Genomic DNA, 22,218 nt, shown 5'->3' on the forward strand with positions numbered 1-22,218 from the left:
CCGAGCCGCTGGTCGAGCAGCACTGGGCTGTTCGACCAGCGGTCGGTTCATCTCGTCCAGCCACACACGGTCAGCGCTTGAATGTTCGAGCCATAGGTGCCTGAGAGAGGTCCCGGAAGCTCCGCAGCCGCCCACGCGCCGTTGGACAGGGCCGTGGCTGAGGTGTCCGTCAAGGTTCCGGTGTTCACAAGGAGGGCGTCGTGGCCCCCCGCCGGCTTGGTGACGGTCACCTCGCCCTTCGTGACGACGACCTCCTGGTTCCAGTTCCACGTGAGGTCCGTGCGATCGAAGTCCTCGCATACCTCGACCGGGGTGTAGGGCTCCGGCACGCCCGCGCAGGGCGAGTCGATCTCCGGGAAGGCCGGGCGTGCGGTGAGCTCGCCGCCCTCTTCGAAGAACACCGATCCCGCACGGTGATATCCGGTGCCGTATGCGGAGAGGGTTACCGATGCGCTCGCGGTATCGTCGAACTCGAAGGTGCCGAGTGTGATCCATTCACCGCTCACCGCAGCTTGATCGACGGCGATCGGGGTCACGCCGTTCGCGTGAGCGACCGTGTAGACCGCTTGGGTCGCACTCTGCGAGTTCGTCGTCGCGAAGACCGAGACGGTGTACACACCGCTCGCCGGCAGCGTCGGGGTCCATGTCGCCGTGGCGCACGACTGTGCTTGAGCGTAGCGCGAGCGTGTGTCGTGGAATCCGACCAGGCTGCTGTCCAGCCATGCGCCCGTCTCTGTGTACCAGGGCGCACCGTCGGTCGCGTGGAGGATGCCGTCACGCAACTCGATCGGAATGGCCAGAAGCTCTCCCTCCTCAGCGTCGACGACGTTCAGCTCCACGGCCGCGAACGTGCCGTCGGCGGGGGCGGTGGTCGTGAACGTGACAGTCTGCTTCCCTCCGGCCGGGATGCTGTACGGCTGTGTCGCAGGGGTGATCGTCCAGCCCTGCGGAGACAGGATGGAGAGCTCCCCCGTCCGTGCGCTCGCGCTGCGGTTGTACACCGTGAACGTCGTGTCGCTGGCACCGCCCGGATTCTCGATGAAAGGCGGGGTGGAACTCGCCCCGTACGCGATGAGCGCCGATGAGGTGGCTTGCGCATACGCTTCGATCTCGTAGATGCGGGTCGTCCCGCGGGGAAAGACGATGCGCACGGCGTCCCCGGTCACGGGCTGGTCGAGGACGACGACCGCCGGACTGATCGGGCTGCCTTTGACAGAAGCCACGGTCGTCCAGACTCCCCCGCTGCGCACCCGAACGGTGAAGTCGGTGACGATGTTCTCGCCGCGAGTGCCGCTGTAGACGCGGAACTCGGACATCGACTGCGGGGCGTCCATCGTCAGCGTGAGGGTGGGAGCCGCGTCGCCTTCCGCCGACACCCAGCGACTGTTCTCCCCCCAATAGTTGCCATCCGCCACGCATTCCGCATGTGTCGGCGTCCGAGTGCTGCTCGCCGTCACGGTGGCACCGGCGAGCAGGTCGCCACTGTCCGGGATCACGCCGCTGCCCGGCGCGGCGGGGACGATCTCACCCTCGCGGTCAAGTGTCGCGAAGTAGAGCGCGGGGTGGTCGATGGGCGAGTCGAGCCACGAACTCAGGTACAGCACGTCGGTGCCGTCGGGGCGCATGTAGGCAGCCATCTGCGCCGTGTTGCGTTCTCCCCCGAGCCAGTACGTCTCCCAGTCGCCGTCGCCGCGACGCTCGACCACCGTGAGTCCTCCACGCCAGTGGATGTCCAGATCGCGGCAGTCCGTCGTCTCCTGATTGAAGAACACTCGTGTGATGCCACCGGCTTCCGTGGCCCCGAGGGACGCGGTGACCGTGGTCGGCTCCAACAAGGTCTCGCGAACCCACTGGGCGCCGTCCCACTCCGCCCACAGCACGCCGAACTGGCCGGTGTCGTTGTAGCGGTAGGCCACGCCTGACAGCGAACCATCGTCAGCAAGCGTCATCCGGGCGGTCTGGATGATCCCCGGACGGGATTCGTATCGAGCGGACGTCGTCGTGGCCGGAAGCGTCACCTCACCACCGCTGACATCCTCGAACGTGCCGGCAGCAGGGTCGTAGACGAGGTATGTCCCGTCGTAGCGGTCACCGGATGCACCCGGCACATGGGTCCACTCCCAGAGCAGGTGAACCCGTCCGTTCGCGTCCACCTGGAGATCGTCAGGGTACGGGGTGAAGCCCTCCTGGTCTGCCACGGTCGCCACCCGCGTCCATGCGGATGACGCCAGCTCGTAGCGGTAGAGGTTGCCCATGTACCGCTCGCCGGGATTCGCTCGGATCAGCAGGTAGATATCGCCATTGGGCGCCGTTGCCGGGACCGGGTACGTGAACACGCTCGCCTGATCGGGCATCTCGCCCGATGCGTCGACCATCGCGATGCCACCCGGCTCCTGCGAGCGGTAGTACTGCCAGCCGCTGTTGTGCATCGAGACGAAGGCGTGCACATACCCGTCGCCGTCGATCGCGATCGAGGGCTGGCTGTGCCCGTTGTCGTCCAGGTACTCGACGCAGCCGCCCTCCGGCGACGGGAGACACGCGGAGGTCCACGCCCCCAGCGCGTCTCGTTTTGCGAGCACGACCTGATGGCGCCGATCCGTCGCTGCTGGAGCGTCGTACGCGAAGTAGGTGGAACCGTCGTATTCGGCGATCGGATGCCACCACCCGGCCCGGTTCGATTGATCCACGGCGCCGGGGACCTGTTCGATCTGCAGCGATTCACCCGGCGGTACGTCCGCGATCGCGGGCGGCGCGGCCATCAGGCCGATAGCGACTGTCGCGGCGGCTGCGGCAGCCAGAAGCATGCGTAACTTCATGAGCGACTCCATTCTGAGCATCATTGCGTCGTGATGACGATATCGCATCCAGATATTGGATACAAGAACCATCTGTTAATTGCGTGCGTGCACGACGAGTCCCCCTCCTCTGAGAGGGGGTCTCATCTCCGAGGCCGAGAACTCATCCTGCGGCGAGCCTGCGGACCGCCTCTTCGTCGACGTGGATGCCGAGCCCGGCGCCTGCAGGAACCGCGACGACTCCGCCCTCGATCCAGGCTCCGGACGTCCCGATCGGCTCGAGGAACGCGACATCGAGGAAGGAGTCCGACCTCTCGGCGATACGCGGACCCCACTCGACCGCCAGCAGATCATCGACCGCCGCCGACACGTGAAGAGCCGCTGCATAGGCGATGCCGGACGCCATCGAATGATGTGGCGCGAGGGGAATATGGTGGGCGCCCATGATGGTGGCGATGGAGATCGCCTCCGTGATGCCCGTGCGCCCGAGGTCGGGTTGGGCGATGGCCATCGCTCCCGCACCCGCCCACTGCGCGAACTCGAAGCGGTGCCGCATCGCCTCACCTATCGCGATCGACGTGCCGCTGTAGGCCGCAAGACGCACATGCCCGTCGACGTCCTCGGGCGCGAGGGGAGCCTCGAGGAACCAGGCGCCCCGTTCGTCGAGTCCGCGCGCGAGCCGGCGGGCATCCCCTGCGCCGTGCACCCAGTGCGCATCCAAGGCGAGGCGCGACGTTCCGACTTCGGAGCGTACGACGTCGTACTCGGCGAGCGCGATCTCCGGCGGTCCGACGAGATGGACTTTGAACCGCTCCATCCCTCGCTCGTAGAGCAACGCGGCAGTTGCCGCCTTGGCGTGCGCCGAGGCGCCGTTCACTTCGCTCATGTAGACGGGAACGGCGTCGACGTTCGCCCCACCGAGCAGTGTCTTCACGGGCAACGCGGTCACCTGGCCGAACAGGTCCCACAGCGCGATGTCCACTGCGGCGATCGCGTCGGCCTGGATGCCCGACAGGTGTCCACGCTCACGCCCCGTCTGCTGCAACCGGCGCGTCAGCGGCCGAGCGCCGGCGGCGATGTCGACGCCCACCAGGAACGGCGCGAACACCTCGTCGATGAGAGCACCCGGCGCCTCGGGGGAAGCGGGGGCGAGAGCCTCGCCCCATCCGACGTGATCATCGGTGGCGATGCGCACGAGCAGGAGTTCGTCTGCGGTGGGATAGATGCTGCGCACACGGGGCGCAGCTCGAAAGCGTTCCGTCGGCGCGCCGTTGTCGCGTGGCACCCGCAAGCGGAATGTCTCGACGGAACGGATTGTCGTGGTCACGTGTTCGTCCCTTCAACGCCGGCGCCGCCGGCGATCGTCGCCGCGAAAGCGGGAGTGGGCGCGGCGCTGCGCCCGACGTCCACGGCGAGGATCCCGCCCGCGAGCTCCTCACCCGGCACGCGGGCGGTCGTGACGAGAAGGGCGCCCTCCCACAGGGCGACCGCCGTCGGTCTGCTCACGGGCAGCGGCACGATCTGCGCGGTACGCCCGTCGCTCGTGAGGCGACGTACTTCCGCGGCATCCCACATCGCCACCCAGACATCGCCGTCGTCGTCGAGGGCGATCCCGTCAGGGTTGCCGCCGGAGCACTCCGACACGGTGACACGCCCGGAGAGACCGCCGGCGTGCACGGCGAAGCGCTCGAGCCGCCGGTGCGGCAGCGTGTCGACGTAGTACACCGTCTCGCCCGTCGCGTCGAAGACGATGCCGTTGGAGACCGTCACCGCGTCCAGAACTCGCGTGACGGACAGGGATGGATCGATTCGGTACAGCGCGCCTGCCGGTCGGCGGGGATGCGTCTGCGAGCCGACCCAGAACGATCCGTCCGGGGCGCAGACGCCGTCGTTGAGGGTGCGGGTGGCATCCGGTGTGATTCCGGCCACGAGAGGTGAGAGGCATCCTTCGTCCGTGACATGCACCAGATCTCGACCGGCGGCGACGATCCAGCCTGCGCCGTGCTCGACGAGCGGGGCGGCGGCACCGATATGAGGGCCGACTCGAACCGACCGCGTGGTGATCACCGCTCCATCCGCGAAGCGACCGGTGTGAAAACAGCCCGAGATCAGATCGATCCAGAGCAGTTCACCCGAGCGGGGGTCGATCCGGGGAGACTCGGCTTGACCGAACCGGTCACTGATCGGCTCAGCTCTTGACCGCACCCGCGACCCCCTCGACGAATGTGCGCTGGAGGAAGAGGAACACGATGACGATCGGGATGATCGCGATCGACGCGCCGGCGGCGAGACCTGTCCAGTCTGTGGTGTCCGTGCCGAAGAAGTTGTACATCCCGACGCCGAGGGTGCGCAGATCCGGACGGCCCAGAGTGAAGACGAGCGGGATGAAGAAGGCGTTCCAGGCGCCGATGAAATTCAGGAGCACGACGGTGCCGGTGACCGGCTTGGCGAGTGGAAGGGCGACGGAGTAGAACCGGCGCAGGTAGCCTGCCCCATCGATCCGAGCCGCCTCATGGAGCTCTTTCGGCAGACCGGAGAAGAATCCGACGTAGAGAAGGACGGGAACGGCGAGTCCGGATGCCTGGGCGAGCGCGGCACCGATCAGCCCATTCTGCAGCCCCAGGGCGGTGACCAACTGGAACACCGGGATGATCGTGTACCCGTGCGGGATGAACATGGCGGCGATCAGGACGCCCATGATCACCTTGCGCCCCACGAGGTGCGGGTCGGACAGTGCGTATCCTGCGAGCGACGACACCGCCACGACGATGAACACGACGGCCGCCGAGAAGACGAGGGTGTTCAGGGTGTACTCGCCGAACCGGCCGACGGTCCACGCTCGCACGAAGTTGTCGAGTGTGAACTCGGTGGGCCAGAGACCGATACCGCCCAGGAGCATCTCCCGTTGCGACTTGAAGGCGGCGGTGACCATCCACAGGAACGGATACACCCAGATGAAGGCGATGGGCGCGAGAAGCAGGTGCCACCATCGCACCCGCCGACGCTCCCCACGGGCGCGCCCCGTGCGTGGGCTCGGCAGCGTCTTGGGGATCATGGGGGCTCCCGTTGCGGCGGGTTCGCTGTCGGCGATGCTCGGCGTCAGTGAAGCGGTCATGCGGCGTTCCTCCTGATTCCGGCGTTGAGGAAGGGTGCCTGAAGCAGGGTGAGGACCAGCGTGCACAAGCCGAAGATCACACCGACTGCGCACGCGAAGCCGTAGCGCGGTGCCGCTGCCCCGGGATCGAACGCGTATCGGTAAATGTACGTGGAGATCACGTCGGTGGAGAAGATGGGCCCTCCCCCGGTCATGACCTGCACGAGGTCGAAGGTGTTCAGGCTGCGCTGGAACGTGAGCAGGAGGATGACGGCGGCGATGGGGATGAGGACGGGGACGGTGACGTATCGCAGTTGCTGGAACGCGTTGGCGCCATCGATCCGAGCCGCCTCGATGAGATCCTTGGGGACGGTCTGCAACGCGGCCAACCAGTAGATCAGAGTGATTCCGAAGCCCTTCCAGATGTCCACCGCGATGACGGTGGGCAGCGCGAGGTCGGGGTTGCCGAGGAAGTTGACCGGCCGCTCGACGAGCCCCAGGCCGAGGAGAGCTTCGTTGACGACGCCACCGACGGGAGCGAAGAGCACGGCCATGACCATGCCGACGATCGCGGTGGTGGCGACCACGGGCAGGAAGAACGCAAGACGGTAGAGATTGCGCATGCGCAGCAACTGGTTGTTCAGGATGACTGCCAGCACGAGCGCGAGTGGCAGCTCGATCAGCAGGGCCGCGAGGGAGAAGAGGAACGAGTTGGTGAAGGCGTTCCAGAAGGCGGGTGCGGTGAGCGCTTCGACGAAGTTGTCCAACCCGACCCAGTCCTGCGGCGCGCCGACTCCGTTCCAGTCGAAGAAGGAGTAGCCCCAGCTGGCAAGGATCGGCCAGATCGTGAACCCCACAAAGAGTACGAGCAGGGGAAGGATGAACACATAGCCCCAGATCGTCGCCTTACGACGTTCGCGGTGTCGTGCAGTCGTGCTTGTCATTCGGGTCCTCTTGGTCCAGGCCCGCGCGCGTTCGAAGCTGCGCGCGGGCCACGGGATTGCTGTGGGCAGCCGACTACGGCACGTAGTCCTCGAGCGGGTCCCAGTCGGGGAATGTGATGGCATCTCTCACATCCGGTTCCGTGCCTTCGGACTCCGTGATCAGCGCCTCCATCGATGCGGTGAGCTGAGCGGCGAGCGGCGCGTAGTCCACATTCCCGATGATGGACTGCAGAGCCGCGGCCGACCAGGAGAGGTTCGCGTCGCTTCCCGACGCCGCCCAGAACTGCGCGCCGCCGTTGTCCTGGAGCTGCGGGTTCGGTGCGGTGCGGATCAGTTCGGGAGAGACCTCCAGGAGTGCGGCCTGATCGGGGTTCTCGGAGGCCTCCTCCTCCCACGCGCTCGGCGATGCGGTGAGCGTGCCGAACTTCTCGTAGTAGGCGGCGTAGAACTCGACGGAGGAGAGGAAGTCCATCAGCTTGAGGGCTGCCTCAGGGTGATCGGTCGTCGACGACATGCTCCAGATCGGCTGGAAGGCCGAAAGGCGAGGTACGTAGCCGTCGCGACCGGAATCGGGCGTGGGGATGGCGGCGAGCTCCATCTCGATCTCGGGTGAGAGCTTGCGGATCTCGGCGACGTGCCACGCAGCACCGGGGTACATCGCGACGCGACCGGCGGCGAACTCGGTGAACGTCTTCGCTTGGTCGAAGCTCTCCCAGCCGGGCTCGAACACACCGTCGACCTGCATCTGCCGCCAGGAGTCGACGAGCTCGACGATCTCGTCGTCTTCGTACAGCGGCCCGCCCTTCGTGAGGTCGATCCCATTGACCACCGACGCGGGGCTCGCCGTGTTGGCGAAGGCGTAGAGGCCGAGCCCGTCGGTGGCGGTGGGCACGAACCCGTACACCTGGCCGCCGCCGCCCTCGGTGATCGTGCGCGCCATCTCCTCCAGCTCCGACCAGGTCTCGGGCGCGCTGTCGTAGCCGTACTCAGCGAGGATCTCGGCGTTGTAGATGAGGGGTTGAGTCAACCCCCAGTCCCCCCACGTCAGCGGGACGCTCACGAGTTCACCGTCTCGATGCAGGCCGGATGTCGCGGGCTCCATGGATCCCTCCGGGAACCGGGCGATGAACTCGTCCGTGACGAGGTCATCCAAGGAAGCGACCCATCCACGCTCGTGGAACAGATCGAGTGTCGCAGCTCCCTGGGCCCGGAACACGTCAGGCGCCTCGTCCTGCTGGAACATCAGCTCGACAGCGTTGACGTGCTGCGCGGCGGGGTTCTCGATGACGTTGATCGTGATTCCAGGGTTCGCTTCCTCGAACGCGTCGAACTGCTCACGGTAGAACTCGCTCGCCCCGGGCGGATCGGGAACCAGAGCGACCGTCAACTCCGCGTCGTCGCCGGCCTCGGGCTCGGCGGCCGGCGCGCCGAACAGGCTGCAGCCGGAGAGCGAGAGCCCCACCCCCGCCGCGACCAGGCCTGCGGCGATGCCGCGCCCGATGCTGTGTCCTTGCCTCATTGCACAACCTCTCTGTCGTGGACTGATGTCCCCTGCATGCTAACACGCTGATGGGTTTCATATCCACCATATGGTTGCTATGTTCGTTTTTTGATCCCATCATCTCTAGATTCAGCAACGGAGCATCCATGACGCGCCCCACCGCCACCGGCCTGATCCCCGTCCTGGCAACACCATTCCATGACGATGGAACACTTGACGCACCGAGCCTTGCCCGGCTCGTGGCGTTCGAAGAGCGATGCGGCGTAGATGCCGTTGCGGTCTTCGGAATGGCGAGCGAGGGCTTCACGTTGACGACCGACGACCGTGCGGAGATCCTCGCGACACTGCGGAGCGTGTCGCCGGACATGCACGTTGTGGCTGGGGTATCCGCACCCGGGGTCGGCCCCGCTCTCGAGCAGCTGGAGGCGATCGCGGACGGCGGCGCCCGCACCGCGATGGTCATGCCTCCGCACATGGTCAAACCGAGTCCCGCCCAGGTCGTCGACTTCTTCGGCATGGTCGCCGACCGCGCGGACTCGCTGGGGGTCTCTGTGATGGTGCAGGATGCCCCCGGCGCGACGGGGCTGGAGATGAGCGCGGATACTCTCTCGAAAGTGTGCCTCTCGGATGCGGTCGTGAGCGTCAAGATCGAATCGCCGCCGACGCTCGTCAAGTTCGAGGCGCTCTGGCCCGTCGCCGAGCTCACCGGCACGCTCATGATCGGCGGAATGAACGCGCAGTTCGTGGTGGACGAGTATGCCCTGGGCTCGGTGGGCACCATGCCTGCCTGCGAGTTCAGCGACCTTCTGGTGCCCGTGCTGGACCGCCTGGCCGCTGGCGACCACACCCGCGCCCGCGAGATCTATGGCCGCCTCCTTCCTCTCCTCGTGTGGGGGCTTCAGCCGGGCATCGCCTATGCGGTGCACAAGGAGATCCTCGTCCACCGCGGCATCATCGAGTCCGCCGCGGTGCGAGCACCCGCACGCCCGATCAGCGATGCGATGCGACTCGCTACGATCGACGTGTTCGACTCCGTCCTGTCGGACGTGACAGAGGTGGCCGAATGCTCGCCGGTGCGCGCGTAATACTCGTCGGATCACTTTCCCCGCTGGGACTGGAGATCGCCGACCGACTCAGCCACCATGGCGCGCGCGTCGTGGGGATCGACCACCGAACGGGCTCGACAGCGCCCTCTCTCGTTTCGCACGTCGTGGCGGACATGAGCCAGGCGGAGGCCGCAGAGGCGGCAGTGGACGACGCTGCCGCCATCCTGGGTGGACTCGATTGCGTGGTGGTCGGCGCTGCCGTTCAGCGAAGAGGCCGCGTGTGGGACACCACCGATGAGACCTGGCGAGCCGTGATGACGGGAACCCTCGATACGACGTTCCACACGCTGCGGCGGTCCCTCCAAGTGCTCCGTCGAGGCGGCGCGGTCGTCGCGATCTCGTCGGTCAACGCGGATCTCGCCCATCCCGCGAGCGCGGCCTACGCGGCATCCAAGGGCGCGATCAATGCGCTCGTGCGGCAGTCCGCGCTCGACAGCGCTCCGCGCGGAATCCGGGTGAACGCGGTCGCGCCCAGCGCGGTCGACGGACCGGCCGGCACGCACGCCGGTTACCCGATGGGCCGCACGGTCTCTGCCAGGGAGGTGGCTGACACGATCGCCTTCCTCGCCTCGCCGCTTGCCGCCGGCATCACGGGGGTCGTCCTTCCCGTCGACGGCGGCCTCTCGATCACCTCCGCTGCGGCGATGACGCGCGACTCGTTCGTCGCGGAACTCGCCGATGGGGCGAATGCCTTCGGAGACGGACGACGCGGATGACGGGCTGGCCGGGGCGGCTGCGGGCGGCGGTGCCCTGGGTGCCCCGTCTCTTTCTGCTGCAGCTCGGCTGGCTCTGCCACTGCCTGGCCGGCGGAATCGTGCTGGGAATCGCGCCCGCGACCAACGTGCTCGCCGCACAGCTCGCGAAGTACCTCGCGCACCCGGATGCGGCATTCGAGTGGCGCGCGAGCTGGCGGCTCTGGCGCGGCGAGTTCTGGTCGTCGCAGCTGCGGTTGGGAGTCCCGCTCGCGCACGGCGCACTCGTCGCTCTTTGCCTGTGGCTTGCCCGCGGCACTTTCCTCGCGGCGCCCGCGGCCATCTTCGCGTTCGCGTATGCGACGTGGCTGCTGCTCCTGCCCGCGGCCGCGCGGCTCAGCGGCGACCCTTCCGCGCTCGTGGGCTGGCGCGCCGGGCTGGTGATGCTCGCTCGGGTTCCGATCGCCGCGGCACTCGTGAGCGCTGCATCCGCCGCCGCTCTCGTGCTCGGGGTCGCCTACTCTCCTGCGGCCGTGCTCGCGTTCGGAATCAGCGGGCCCCTGCTCGGCGCCTCGCTCGTTGCGATGCGCTACGCGCGGACAGCGACACGGGCCACGTAGCCCAGAGCCGTGGAGATCAGGTCGGCCTGCTCGATGAGGATCATCGCCAGCTCCTCCTCGCGCTCGTTCATCCGCAGAACGGAGAGGGGACCCGAAATGGACACAGCAGCGACGACCTCGCCTGACCGATCGCGAATCGGCGCCGCGATGCACGCGCGACGAAGGGCGAGCTCCTCGTTCTCGGTGGCATAGCCTCGCTCTGCCACGCGAGCGACCTCTTCGGCAAGCGCGTCGACGTCCGTGATCGTGTGGACCGTGTACCGGTCGAACTCGCTTCCGAGGATCGCGGTGATCTCCGCCTTGCTCTTGCCGATGAGCAGGGCCTTTCCCATGGCAGTAGCGTGCAACGGGCCGCCACGACCGATGAGAGTGGAGTTGCGCGGCGCATCAGCACCCTCGAAGTTGCACAGGTACGACAGATGCGCGTCAGCGCGTTCGGCCACGTTGACGCCGGTGCCCAGTCGTGCCGCGAGGGACTGTGCGACCTGGCGTGCGGCCGAATGGACCGGGTGGTCGTTGAGCATGATCCCGGCGAGGTTCACCACCTCCGCCCCCAGCGAGTACATCCCGGTCTGCGGATGGTGACGGAGGAAGCCGAGTGCCGTCATCGCCGAGACCATCCTCGAGACCGTGGACTGCCCGAGACCCGTGGCAGCCACGAGGTCGGCGACACGCTGGCGTGGCCGCTCGGGGCTGAACGCGCTCAGCAGGCTGAGAGCGCGGTCTATGCTCTGCGTTCCCGGGACGGATCGATCGGCGGTGGTCACGGGCTACCTCCAGGTTCACTTGACACATAGGGTATCTCAATATGCCATCCTCATCCACCATATGGATGAGGCGGGGCCGGGCCGCCATGCGACCCGGCCCCGCATCGTGTTGCTGACGACTAGTGGCGCCCGTAGATGAGGTCACCATTGGCCACATCGACCAGGTACAGAATGTCCTTGTTCGCGGCGGTGCGCTCTACGGCGATGCGTTCGATCGGCAGACCGTCGGCGACGGAGTGGGACGCCCAGGCGGCTCCGGTGTCAGTCGCGACGAACGCGCGATCGGTACCCGAGTTCACCACGTAGTACACGCGAGCCCCCTCTGTGGGATGCCAGGTCACATCGACGGTGGCTCGCGTCTGCGTGCCGGAGTGCACGACGTCGCTCAGCCACGAGCTGCCGGTGTTCTCAGCGAAGCGGACCTCGAAGATGCTGCCCGAATCAGGACTGCGGTACCGGTAGGCGACCTTCGGGTCCGAACCGTCCAGGGTGAGTTTGGCCGTCTGGACCCCGAGATCGTCGAGGGCGTAATCCTCGGTGCCCGAGAGCGTCTGGATCACGTCCGATGTGGACGGCGTCGTGGGAAGCGTCATGGTGGCGCCGCCGCTGTCTTCGAAGGTGCTGGTGCCGGGCTTGTAGACGATGTAGCTCAGCGCATGCCGGTAGCCGGAGCTGGGGAATCGCGACCAGCTGTACACGAGGTGCACGTTCCCGCTCGCATCGACTTGAATGTCGTCGGGGTAGACCGCCTTGCCCGACTCCTCGGCGAAGATTCCGACCGAATTCCATTGCTGCGACGAGACGTCCCATTGGTACAGCCTTCCCGGCCGTGAAACGACGTTGCCTGCAGAGTCGAGTCGGTCGACGCGCGCCGCGAGGTAGACGTCACCGTTCGGTGCGGTCGCGAGAACGGGATAGGTGACCTTCGTGTCCTGGTCCGGCATTTCTGCCGATTCGTTCTCGAGGTCTCCGAGCCCATTGGATCGGTAGTACTTCCACGGATCCGTATGCATCCCTGCGAACACGTGGAGCTCGCCGTTCCCATCGCGTGCGACCGAAGGCTGGGCGTGTCCCAGGTCGTTGTCGAACTCGGCGGGAACGCCGCCATCGAGCAACCGATGTTCGGCCCAGGTGACGACACCGCTGGAGGTGATGCGCTCAGCGACGGACACGTGATGCGTGCCCGTTCCGGCGGGGGTGTTGAACGCCATATAGGTGTTCTCGGTCGCCCCGACGTACGTCTCCAGCGGCGTCCACCACCCAGCGAGGTTCGACGCGTCCATGTCGTACGGCACCACATCCAACGACGCCGTCCCGGCGGTGGCGGATGCCGGCACGAGGACGGCGGCGGTGACGGCGGCGAGCGCGAGCGCGCCCGCCAGACTCGTTCTCTTCATGCGATGCTCCTTTGCATCTCCGGGGCCCCGCGCGGGGCTCAGGCGGTCAGCGGATTGGGGTATGGCCGCTCCCAGCCGCGGCGCCCGAACGCGTCGACGCTCCAGCCGACGGGCACGGCGCGGTCATCGGTGAGGACCTTGAGCGAATCGAGGACCTCGACGGTCAGGGCCTGATCGAGGCGGAGGAACACCTCGAGGTGGGCTGGATCGCGCACGAGATTTCGCTGTTCGAACGGATCGTTCTCAAGGTCGAACAGGAGAATCTCACCCGTGGCGTACTTGTGCAGTTTCCAGCGACCGTCGTATGCCATCCAACCGCCCGTGAGCATTCCGAAGATCACCTCGCGCCCGCCGTCCGCGGTGGTGGTCGCGGGCAAGGGGACGCTGTCCATGTAGCTGGGCACAGCGCACCCCGCCTGCTCGAGGATCGTCGCCGTGATGTCGTGGAGTTCGACGAGTTGGGGCTCCACGCGGTGCCGCGGACCGCCGGGGATCTTCACGAGGATGGGAACTCGGATAGCACCCTCGAAGTACATGCCCTTCCCGATCATGTCGTGATCGCCGAGCAGGTCGCCATGATCGCTCGAGAGGATGATGACGGTGTTCTCGGCGACGCCCGCCTGCTCGAGGGCGGCGACGACCCGCCCGATCTCGTCATCGATCTGGGCGACGAGCGCTGCATAGTGGGCGCGGATCCTGTCTTTCGACTCCTCAGGGAAGTCGGTGTAGTCGACCCGGTTCCACGCACGCAGATTGCCCTCGATGTTCTTCTGACGAAGAACTCCGGTGTTCTCAGGTACGGCGGGGACGGCGTGCGGGACTTTGCCGGCGTCCACGCGCTCCAAGGTGTCAGGGTGAGGATCGTACTGACAGTGCGGGCCGGGGAATCCGACCATGAGCGCGAAGGGGCCGTCGCCGGCGTAGGTCTCGATGAACTCGACTGCGGCGTCGCCGACGAAGCCGTCGGGCGTCAGCTCGCGCGGGGTGTCGTTGACGACGGCGCCCTTGTGCTCGTGATAGCCCTCGAACTCGTCACCGTGTCGCTTGCGATAGCCCGCCTTGCGGAGCGCGTGATCGTGATCATCATGAACATTCAGCCAGCGCTTGTCTTCGGCGATGACGCGGTAGCCGAATCCCCAGGACGCGTCCCACGGATAGAAGTGCATCTTGCCGATGGCTGCCGTGAGGTAGCCGCGCTCGGCGAGCAGCTCGGGCCAGGTACGCATCCCGAGGTCGCGATAGTCCGGACGGAGCCCGCGGAGGTTGTCGGTGACGCCGGTCTTGATCGCGTCCATTCCCGTCAAGAGCGCGGTGCGCGCCGGAACACAGACGGGATAGGCCGAGATGGCGTTCTCGTAACGGATGCCCTCCTCGGCGATGCGATCCATATGAGGAGTCGGCGCGAAGTCGGCACCGTAGCTGCCGAGGAAGTCGGCTCGCAGCTGGTCACACAGGATGAACACCACATTGGGTTCGGTCATTGTTCATGCACTCCGTTGCTCGTTTCTTCGACGATAACTCTAGGCACCGCCATGTGCAAGCGCCATCCATATTGCGAGTTATGCAGTCATTGCAATGCAGCCTACTTCACAGCGTATCGAACACAACATCTCAGAACATCTCATCTTGTAATGCTCTTGTGATCTCGATCAGTTGACCTGTGGCGAGCCTCACCCCAAGCTGATGAGCAGCCTTGCGGCCAGAATGACGGCCGGATCTCGACCCGGGTGCGCCGATACTGAGGGATGAATCGTTGCCACAACTCTCAACTACTTCACATACGTTATCAAATAGTCACAGACCACGCCTCTCCGATGGACAGTTCGCCTTCCTTCTGCTGAGCCCTGGTCTCGTGCTCCTGGCGTTGGTGGTCGTCTACCCGCTCATCACTGCACTCGCCACGGCCTTCTTCGAGCAGAGCCTGGTCCTGCCTGGCCGGGAATTCGTCGGCCTCGCGAATGTCATCGACGTGCTGGGGGGCGAGTTCCCGCAGCTCCTCGCGCAGACCCTCGTGTTCACGGTCGGCGCGACCGTGCTGCCGTTCGTGATCGGTTTTGCCCTCGCGCTCGCCCTGAACACTCGCATCCGCGGCGCAAAGGTCATGCGCGGTCTGATGCTGATCCCGTGGCTCGTGCCCGGCGTCGTGGTCTCGTTCCTGTGGATGTGGATCTTCAACGCCAACTACGGCGTGATGAATGCCGCCCTCCAGTCGATCGGGGTCATCGACGAACCGCAGGCCTGGCTTGCTCAGCCGGCCACGGCGATGGGGGCCGTCATTCTCGCCAAGACTTGGCAATCGTTCCCCTGGATGATGGTGATGCTTCTCGCCGGCCTTCAGACCGTGCCCCGCGAGCTCCACGAGGCAGCGGAGATGGACGGAGCGGGAACGGTCCGTCGCTTCTCGGCGGTCACGGTCCCGCATATGAAGGGGATCATCAGCCTCGTGCTGCTGCTGGAGTTCATCTGGAACTTCCAGCATTTCGAGATCATCTACGTGCTCACCGGCGGTGGGCCCGCCGGCAGCACCCAGACCTTCGCGACCGCCGTATACGAGACGGCCTTCCACGGGTTCGATCTGGGGCGTGCCGGCGCCATCGGCCTGCTATGGATGCTGCTGCTCATGGTGCTCGTCGTCGTCTACGTCCGCTTCACGGAGAAGGGAGAGAACCGATGAAGGCTGCGACACAGTTGGCTGCGGGGCCCGTGACGCCGATGCCTGCCGAGGTCATGATCGACCAGGTCGTCGGGGGTCAGCGCGGTCGGCGTCGCCGGACACGAGCACTTCGCGCGGAGCGACCGGGTGTGCGGATCTCGGCATGGATCACTGTCGTCGTGCTCGGTGGGTTCGCACTGCTACCGGTCTATTGGCTCGTGGCGACCTCACTGACCCCGGCGACGCAGGTGTTCGCGTATCCTCCTCGCCTCATCCCCAGCGAGATCACACTCGAGGCCTACGCCAAGCTCTTCGCCGACCCCGACCTCTTCATCTATCTGCGCAACAGCGTGATCGTGTCGGCCATCACGGCCGTGCTCTCCGTTCTCGTGTCGGCGTACATGGGGTACTCGTTCTCCAAGTTCCGCTACCGCGGCCGACGCGCCCTCATGTACTTCGTGCTGGCCTCGCAGATGTTCCCCCAGGCCCTGCTGCTCGTCACGCTGTACACGGTGTTCGCGGCGTACGGGCTCCTGAACACGTACACCGCTCTCGTGCTGTCGTTCACGACCTTCACCCTGCCGCTGTGCGTCTGGATGCTTAAGGGCTTCTTCGACACCATCCCGGATGAGCTCATCGAGGCGGCACGCGTCGACGGCGCCTCCCGCCTGCGCACCATTCACTCGATCGTCCTGCCGCTGTCGGCTCCCGGGCTCGTGGCCGCGGGGCTGTTCGCATTCGTCCGCGGCTGGAACGACCTCATCTTCGCGCTGACGCTGGCCGGTCCCGACAAGCAGACCCTTCCGCCCGGCCTCGTCAACACCTTCATCGGCGAGGCATCGACCGCGTGGCCAGAACTCATGGCCGCGTCCATCGTGACCTCGCTGCCTGTCGCCATCGCCTTCATCGCCCTTCAGCGCTACCTCGTCGGCGGCTTGACCGCCGGAGCGGTGAAGGGTTGACAGCCCTGAGCCCGGTCCTCACGTCTCACCCCGCAGTTCCCCGAACCCTCGAAGAGGAGGAACCTCCATGTCCGAATCCACCCTCATGAACGCCACTCTCACGCGTCGTCGCGCCCTGCAGCTGCTCGGAATCGGCGCCGCCGGCGCCGCTCTGGCCGCATGCGCTCCCACCGGCGTCGGAACATCTCCGACCACACCGACCGCCGCAGCCGGTGGAAGCTTCACGCCGACCGACTTCGACTTCGCCAGCTGGGCGCTCACCGAGGAAGCCTCTGCGCCCGCGATCAAGGCTCTCCTCGCGGGCTACTCGGATGCCCAGCACATCACGATCGGTGAGGTGTCGTTCCCGTACAACGAGTACTTCAACCAGATCATGCTGCAGATCCGGGGCGGCCAGTTCATGGGTGCCGCACAGGTCGACGTCGCCTGGCTCGGCTCGCTGGCCGCCCTCGGCACGCTGCAGGACGTGTCTGCCGTGACGAAGAATCGCGGGTACACGCAGGCCGCACTGGAGGCCGCGCAGTTCCACGGCGTGCAGTACGCGTTTCCCTGGACGATCGGCGCGATCGGCCTTCTCGCCAACTCCGAGATCCTCGACAAGGCAGACATCCCGAGCGACGACTTCCCTGTGACGATCGACGACTACGAGACGGCGCTGAAGAGGCTGAAAGGCCTGGGTGGCGGGCTGATCCCGTATGCGGCATCGACCAAGGCGGCGCAGCTGAAGGACGTTCTGATCTGGATGGAGACCTTCGGCAGTCCCCTCGTCGAGGACGGGGAGGTCACGATCGGCGACGAGGCGAGTGTGGCGGCGGTCGCGTGGTACAAGTCGCTCTACGACCAGGGCCTCATCGCAGCCGATGTCGATCGGTTCGACGCACGCTCGCTGTTCTCTCAGGGACGCGCGGCGATCTACGACGACGCCCCGGTCGGAAGGAACGCGGTCACCAAGGATTCGCCGGATCCGAAGCTCGCCTCCAAGCTCGTCCCCGTCTCGCGGCCCGTGCTCGAGGTGGGTGATGCTCCTCGCGCATTGGTGTGGGGCAACGCGATCGCCATCGCCTCAGGCGAAGGCGCCGAGACGGCGGCGGACTTCGCGCGATGGGCGACATCCGATCTCACGGCCGTGCTGGCCGACCACGAGGTGCGTGGGCTGCCGCCGGTGACCGAGAAAGCGTTGTCGTCCGAGGAGGTTCTCGGCGATGCGTTCGGCGCGACCTTCAGCGAGCGCATCACGGCGACGGCGACCACCAACCCGTTCTGGCAGTACACGCAGTACGCCCAGATCGAGTCGACGATCGCAGAGAAGGTGCAGTCGGTTCTCATCGGCCAGCAGAGTCCGAAGGATGCCATGACAGAAGCGGGCCGCATCGCTCAGACGCTGATCGGTTAGCAGCCGGCGCGACGCCCCGGCATCTTCGCAGCCTCGACCGACCTCGCCCTCGCCACACGCGGGGGCCGCCCGAGAAGGAAATACGCAAAATGCGCACACAGACCGTCGAAGCAGACATCGTCATCGTCGGCGGCGGCCTCGCAGGTGTCTGCGCCGCCGTCGCGGCGGCGCGCCAAGGTCGGCGGGTGGTCCTGGTGAACAATCGGCCGGTCCTGGGTGGCAACTCGTCCTCGGAGGTACGGGTGTGGGTGTGCGGGGCCACCGCCCACGGCAACCAGCGCTGGGCTCGCGAGACCGGCATCATCGGTGAGCTGTACGTCGAGAATCAGTTCCGCAACCCGGAGGGCAACCCGGTCTATTGGGATGATGTCGTGCTCGACGCGGTGAGACGCGAGCCCAACATCGCGCTCTTCCTCAACACGGACGTATCGGAGGTGGACGCGATCGGACCCGACGAGGCGCGCCACATCCGATCGGTCGTCGGCTGGACGATGGGCGCGGAAGTGCGCACGACCTTCCGTGCCCCGTTCTTCATCGATTGCACCGGAGACGGACTGATCGGCCACCTTGCCGGGGCGAGGTACCGCCTCGGCAAGGAGGGCCGCTCGGAGTTCGGCGAGGACTGGGCGCCCGAGGAGCCGGTGCGCGAGTTCCTGGGCTCGACACTGCTCTTCTATACGCGCGATCTCGGCTACCCGGTGAAGTATGTGGCGCCCGAGACCGCCAAAGACATCACCTCCACGCCGATCCCGGACTCGCGCATCATCCGCAGCGGCGACAGCGGCGCTCACTACTGGTGGATCGAGTGGGGCGGCGAGCTCGACATCGTGCACGACAACGAGCGGATCCGCGACGAACTGCGTTCGGTGATCCTCGGTATCTGGGACTACATCAAGAACTCCGGCCGCTTCGACGCCGACAACCTCACGCTCGAGTGGATCGGCAACGTCCCGGGCAAGCGGGAGTACCGCCGCTTCGTCGGCGACTACACCCTTCACCAGGGCGACGTGATGGCGCAGACGAGCTTCGACGACGGCGTCGCATTCGGCGGCTGGTCGATCGATCTCCACCCCTCGCAGGGGATGTACGCGGAGGGGGCGGGCGCACTGCAGCGGTTCTCAGACGGTGTCTTCGAGATCCCGTTCCGGTCGCTGTATTCGGCCAACGTCGACAACATGCTCATGGCCGGGCGCGACGTGTCCGCCACGCATATCGCGTTCGGCGCCGCCCGCGTCATGGCCACCTGCGCCGCGATGGGCGAAGCCGCCGGCACGGCCGCGGCGCTCTGCGTCCAGCTCGACCTCGAACCGCGCACGCTGTACCGGGAGCATCGAGAAGAGCTTCGCCAGACCCTGCTGCGGTGGGACGCCTCCGTGCTGGGCGTCGCCAACGCCGACCCCGACGACCTCGCCCTGGGCGCCCGCGTCACAGCATCGAGCTCTCGCAGCCGCATCTGTGCGGGAATCGGCGACACAGAGGTACGCACTCCCCTGCCCCTCTCGCACGATGTCGGCATCGTGGTGCCCGTCCACCCGCGGCTCGAGAGCGTCGACCTCTACGTGGCTGCCGAGTGCGACACCGAGCTCACGGTGGAGGTCTTCTCGACCGGCAAGCCGCAGAACGTCGTACCGGCCGACCGCGAGCACTCCGCGACGGTGTCGCTGGCGGCCGGGGGGGCGCGCTGGATCACCGTGCCCGCGGCATTCGCCCCCACGGAGCCGCAGAACGCGGTGATCGTGCTGCGCGCCAACCGCCACGTGACGGTGCACACGACTCACCCGCTGCCACCGGGCGTTCTGACAGTGGTCCGACGTGCCGACAACGATGACCGCAATGTCCAGATCAGTCACGAGGGGGTGCTCGTGCAGTGGCCGACCAAACCCCTGCGGGGGCGCTCGGTCGTCTTCAGCGTGTCGCCTGAGAGCGAGGCGCATGCTCCGGCGCGCGCGGTCGGCGGGTACCAGCGCCCGTTCGCAGGACCGAACGCATGGGCGTCTGCGCCACTCACCCCGGGTCGCGGCGAGTGGCTGCGGCTGGACTGGGAGGCTCCGGTCACGGCTCACGAGGTGCGGCTCGTCTTCGACGACGACGTCGACCTCGAACTCAACACGCTGCACCACCACCGCAGCCCCGACGAGGTGCTCCCGCAGCTGGTGCGCGACTACCGGCTCGAGGTCCTTCCCGCTGGCGAGTCAACGGCTGCGGGATCCGCGGTCCCGCAGTGGCGCTCGATCGCCGCGATCGAGGCCAACCGTCACCGTCACCGCATCCACCAGCTGCCCTCGGACCTCGGGGCCATTTCCGCCGTCCGCCTCCTGGTGACGGCGACCAACGGTGCACGCGAGGCGCGAGTGGTCGCCATCCGGGTGCAGCGATAAGCGAAGCAGCCGCTACGGTGAACATCGGAGGGCTGGGCAGCGCTCCGCAAAGATGATGGAAAGAGCACCTCAGTGGCCACAACTCCCGCTGCGACTCGGCGCAGCGCGCCGCTTCCGCGTCGCCAGCGAACAGGTCTCATCGCGCTCGCAGTGCCGGACCTCGAGGAGCCCTACTTCGCCGAGCTGACCGCGCTCCTGGTACGCCGCGCGGACGCCCGCGGAGTGTCGATCCTGATACAGCAGACCGAAGGCGACCACGACCGCGAGGTGAACATCGCCAATGGAATCGGGCTCCCCCCGATCGATGGGCTGATCCACATCCCGCGCTCTCTCACGGTGGGCGACCTGACGCGCCGAACCTCACCTGGACCCTTGGTGCTGGTGGGCGAGCACATCGAGGCGAGCCCGTTCACGCACATCACCATCGACAACCGCGCGGCCGCCTACGACGCGACCGCCCATCTGGCGGCAGCCGGATGCCGGCGCATCGCCTACATCGGTCCCCGCAACACTCACCCCTCGGATGCCGCGGACCGCCGCTACACCGGATACCAGGACGCCCTCGCCACGCTGAGACTCGATCCGGACGGCGCGCTCGTGGCCCAGGTCGACTCCTTCACTTCAGGCGAAGGTCTCCGGGCCATGCGCACGCTCGTGGGCCTGGGCGTCTCACTGGACGGCGTCGTGTGCGCGAACGACTCCGTCGCGTTCGGTGTGCTGGCCGCACTCCACGACGCGGGACTGCGGGTTCCTGCAAATGTGGCGGTCATCGGCATCGACGACGTGCGCGCTGCACGGACCTCCGTGCCCGCGCTCACCTCCGTGGCGCCGGACAACGACGCGATCGTCGAGACAGCGCTGAGCGAGCTGGAGCGCCAGATCACGACGCCTCCCGGGGTCGACCTCCCGGTGCGCCACGTGATCGTGAAGGCAACGATCATCCCCCGTACGAGCACGGCACGCTGAGTTCCCCCCACGGAGCACCCGGATCACCGGTACAACGTCACCGACGAGCGCGTGTCGGTGCGAATTCATCGATGTCGACGTCATCGACGACGATCTCGGTTCCGACGGGGACCACCCACAACTCACGTACGCGCGCGTCGAGTTCCGCGCGCGCTTCCGGCGCCAGACCGTCGTCCGTCACGAGCCGGTCGACGTCGTTCAGATCGAGGATCGTGGTGAGACCGACGATTCCCCACTTGGCGGAGTCCGCGAGCACGACGGCCTCTCCCCCGGCCGCGACGAGCGCGCGATCTGTTTCGGCCTCCAGGAGATTCGTCGCGGTGAATCCGGCGCTGATATCCATGCCGTGAACGCCGAGGAAGGCGATGTCACAGTGCAGATGCTCGAGCGTGCGTACCGCGACCGGGCCGACCAGCGCCTCGGACGGAGTACGCACGCCACCTGTCAGCACGACGGTCTGCGTGTAGGGCTCGTCAGCGCGCGCGGGGCGCGCGAACAGGTCGGCCACCGGCAAGGAGTTCGTCACGATGGTGAGCTCGGGCACGGAACGCAGTTCCTGCGCCAACGCCCAGATGGTGGTGCCGCTCGAGAGAGCCACCGCCATTCCGGGCTTGACGAGCCGGGCGGCGCGGCGGGCGATCGCGCGCTTCTCCAGCGGCATCCGGCCCTTGCGCGAATCGAAGGCTTGCGCACCGGAGCCGGTGGCTCGCGGGAGGGCGACACCGCCTCGAACCTTATCGACCAGCCCCTCTGCGGCGAGCGCCTCGATGTCACGCCGGATCGTCATCGGGCTCACACCGAGTTCGTCGGCGAGCAGCGAGATGGACGCTGCCCCGCGCCGGCGGGCTTCCTCGATGATCCGCGACCGTCGTCTCGAGACCAGCACGGGCGCTCCCTTCGGCTCCACCGTCAGTCTGCCATGTCTGTCGGGCCGTGGCCCTGGCGATACG

Annotated in this window: 18 protein-coding genes; 8 read left to right on the plus strand and 10 right to left on the minus strand. The window is 66.8% G+C overall.

The window, feature by feature from the left end:
* Positions 1 to 47: 47 nt before the first annotated feature.
* The 6 genes from VIP82_RS22560 to VIP82_RS22585 all read right to left on the minus strand — a co-directional run bounded on the left by VIP82_RS22560 (position 48) and on the right by VIP82_RS22585 (position 8,352).
* Entirely contained in the window at positions 48 to 2,804 is a 2,757-nt protein-coding gene (locus VIP82_RS22560; protein ID WP_331912800.1) for a BNR-4 repeat-containing protein, read from the minus strand.
* Between the two features lie 154 nt (positions 2,805 to 2,958).
* Complete coding sequence (locus VIP82_RS22565) at positions 2,959 to 4,122, minus strand: mandelate racemase/muconate lactonizing enzyme family protein (RefSeq protein WP_331912802.1); 1,164 nt, start codon at positions 4,120 to 4,122, stop codon at positions 2,959 to 2,961.
* On the minus strand, positions 4,119 to 5,000 hold the full coding sequence (locus VIP82_RS22570; protein ID WP_331912804.1) for an SMP-30/gluconolactonase/LRE family protein: 882 nt from the start codon (positions 4,998 to 5,000) through the stop codon (positions 4,119 to 4,121). Before VIP82_RS22570 ends, VIP82_RS22565 begins: the two co-directional genes overlap by 4 nt.
* Positions 4,984 to 5,910 carry a carbohydrate ABC transporter permease gene (locus tag VIP82_RS22575; protein WP_301113659.1) on the minus strand — a complete coding sequence of 309 codons (927 nt, stop codon included), beginning with the start codon at positions 5,908 to 5,910 and terminating at the stop codon, positions 4,984 to 4,986. Before VIP82_RS22575 ends, VIP82_RS22570 begins: the two co-directional genes overlap by 17 nt.
* Positions 5,907 to 6,833, minus strand: a complete 927-nt coding sequence (locus tag VIP82_RS22580) for a carbohydrate ABC transporter permease (protein ID WP_116194285.1) — start codon at positions 6,831 to 6,833, stop codon at positions 5,907 to 5,909. The genes VIP82_RS22575 and VIP82_RS22580 overlap by 4 nt, the downstream gene beginning before the upstream one ends.
* A 73-nt stretch (positions 6,834 to 6,906) precedes the next feature.
* Positions 6,907 to 8,352 (minus strand): ABC transporter substrate-binding protein, encoded by a 1,446-nt coding sequence (locus VIP82_RS22585; protein WP_331912806.1) that lies wholly within the window; start codon positions 8,350 to 8,352, stop codon positions 6,907 to 6,909.
* A gap of 128 nt (positions 8,353 to 8,480) precedes the next feature.
* Here VIP82_RS22585 and VIP82_RS22590 point away from each other — a divergent pair, with 128 nt between their 5' ends.
* Genes VIP82_RS22590 through VIP82_RS22600 form a run of 3 tightly spaced genes read left to right on the plus strand, consistent with a single transcriptional unit; the run spans position 8,481 to position 10,752 of the window.
* Positions 8,481 to 9,419, plus strand: a complete 939-nt coding sequence (locus tag VIP82_RS22590) for a dihydrodipicolinate synthase family protein (protein WP_331912808.1) — start codon at positions 8,481 to 8,483, stop codon at positions 9,417 to 9,419.
* Positions 9,398 to 10,156, plus strand: a complete 759-nt coding sequence (locus VIP82_RS22595; RefSeq protein WP_331912810.1) for an SDR family oxidoreductase — start codon at positions 9,398 to 9,400, stop codon at positions 10,154 to 10,156. The genes VIP82_RS22590 and VIP82_RS22595 overlap by 22 nt, the downstream gene beginning before the upstream one ends.
* Positions 10,153 to 10,752: a DUF624 domain-containing protein gene (locus VIP82_RS22600; RefSeq protein ID WP_116194289.1), complete on the plus strand. Its 600-nt coding sequence runs from the start codon at positions 10,153 to 10,155 to the stop codon at positions 10,750 to 10,752. Before VIP82_RS22595 ends, VIP82_RS22600 begins: the two co-directional genes overlap by 4 nt.
* Here VIP82_RS22600 and VIP82_RS22605 read toward each other — a convergent pair.
* The 3 genes from VIP82_RS22605 to VIP82_RS22615 all read right to left on the minus strand — a co-directional run bounded on the left by VIP82_RS22605 (position 10,722) and on the right by VIP82_RS22615 (position 14,397).
* Positions 10,722 to 11,519 carry an IclR family transcriptional regulator gene (locus tag VIP82_RS22605; protein WP_331912812.1) on the minus strand — a complete coding sequence of 266 codons (798 nt, stop codon included), beginning with the start codon at positions 11,517 to 11,519 and terminating at the stop codon, positions 10,722 to 10,724. The genes VIP82_RS22600 and VIP82_RS22605 overlap by 31 nt on opposite strands.
* A 119-nt stretch (positions 11,520 to 11,638) precedes the next feature.
* Positions 11,639 to 12,916, minus strand: coding sequence for a BNR-4 repeat-containing protein (locus VIP82_RS22610; RefSeq protein ID WP_331912814.1), 1,278 nt, complete (start codon positions 12,914 to 12,916; stop codon positions 11,639 to 11,641).
* A gap of 38 nt (positions 12,917 to 12,954) precedes the next feature.
* Complete coding sequence (locus tag VIP82_RS22615; protein ID WP_331912816.1) at positions 12,955 to 14,397, minus strand: sulfatase family protein; 1,443 nt, start codon at positions 14,395 to 14,397, stop codon at positions 12,955 to 12,957.
* Positions 14,398 to 14,768: 371 nt separating this feature from the next.
* Between VIP82_RS22615 and VIP82_RS22620 the strand changes: the two genes are divergently transcribed.
* From VIP82_RS22620 to VIP82_RS22640, 5 genes are all read left to right on the plus strand, one after another.
* Positions 14,769 to 15,590 (plus strand): carbohydrate ABC transporter permease, encoded by an 822-nt coding sequence (locus VIP82_RS22620; RefSeq protein WP_331912818.1) that lies wholly within the window; start codon positions 14,769 to 14,771, stop codon positions 15,588 to 15,590.
* Between the two features lie 53 nt (positions 15,591 to 15,643).
* Entirely contained in the window at positions 15,644 to 16,531 is an 888-nt protein-coding gene (locus VIP82_RS22625; protein ID WP_404909616.1) for a carbohydrate ABC transporter permease, read from the plus strand.
* 67 nt (positions 16,532 to 16,598) lie between these two features.
* Positions 16,599 to 17,924 (plus strand): ABC transporter substrate-binding protein, encoded by a 1,326-nt coding sequence (locus VIP82_RS22630; RefSeq protein WP_331912822.1) that lies wholly within the window; start codon positions 16,599 to 16,601, stop codon positions 17,922 to 17,924.
* Between the two features lie 89 nt (positions 17,925 to 18,013).
* Complete coding sequence (locus VIP82_RS22635) at positions 18,014 to 20,302, plus strand: FAD-dependent oxidoreductase (protein ID WP_331912824.1); 2,289 nt, start codon at positions 18,014 to 18,016, stop codon at positions 20,300 to 20,302.
* A 150-nt stretch (positions 20,303 to 20,452) separates the two neighbouring features.
* Positions 20,453 to 21,268, plus strand: a complete 816-nt coding sequence (locus VIP82_RS22640; RefSeq protein ID WP_331912826.1) for a LacI family DNA-binding transcriptional regulator — start codon at positions 20,453 to 20,455, stop codon at positions 21,266 to 21,268.
* 37 nt (positions 21,269 to 21,305) lie between these two features.
* Here the strand turns inward: VIP82_RS22640 and VIP82_RS22645 are convergent, their stop codons facing one another.
* Entirely contained in the window at positions 21,306 to 22,154 is an 849-nt protein-coding gene (locus VIP82_RS22645) for a DeoR/GlpR family DNA-binding transcription regulator (protein ID WP_331912828.1), read from the minus strand.
* Between the last annotated feature and the right edge of the window lie 64 nt (positions 22,155 to 22,218).

Origin of the sequence: Microbacterium sp. (assembly GCF_036566905.1) — a bacterium.
Lineage (GTDB): Bacteria > Actinomycetota > Actinomycetes > Actinomycetales > Microbacteriaceae > Microbacterium.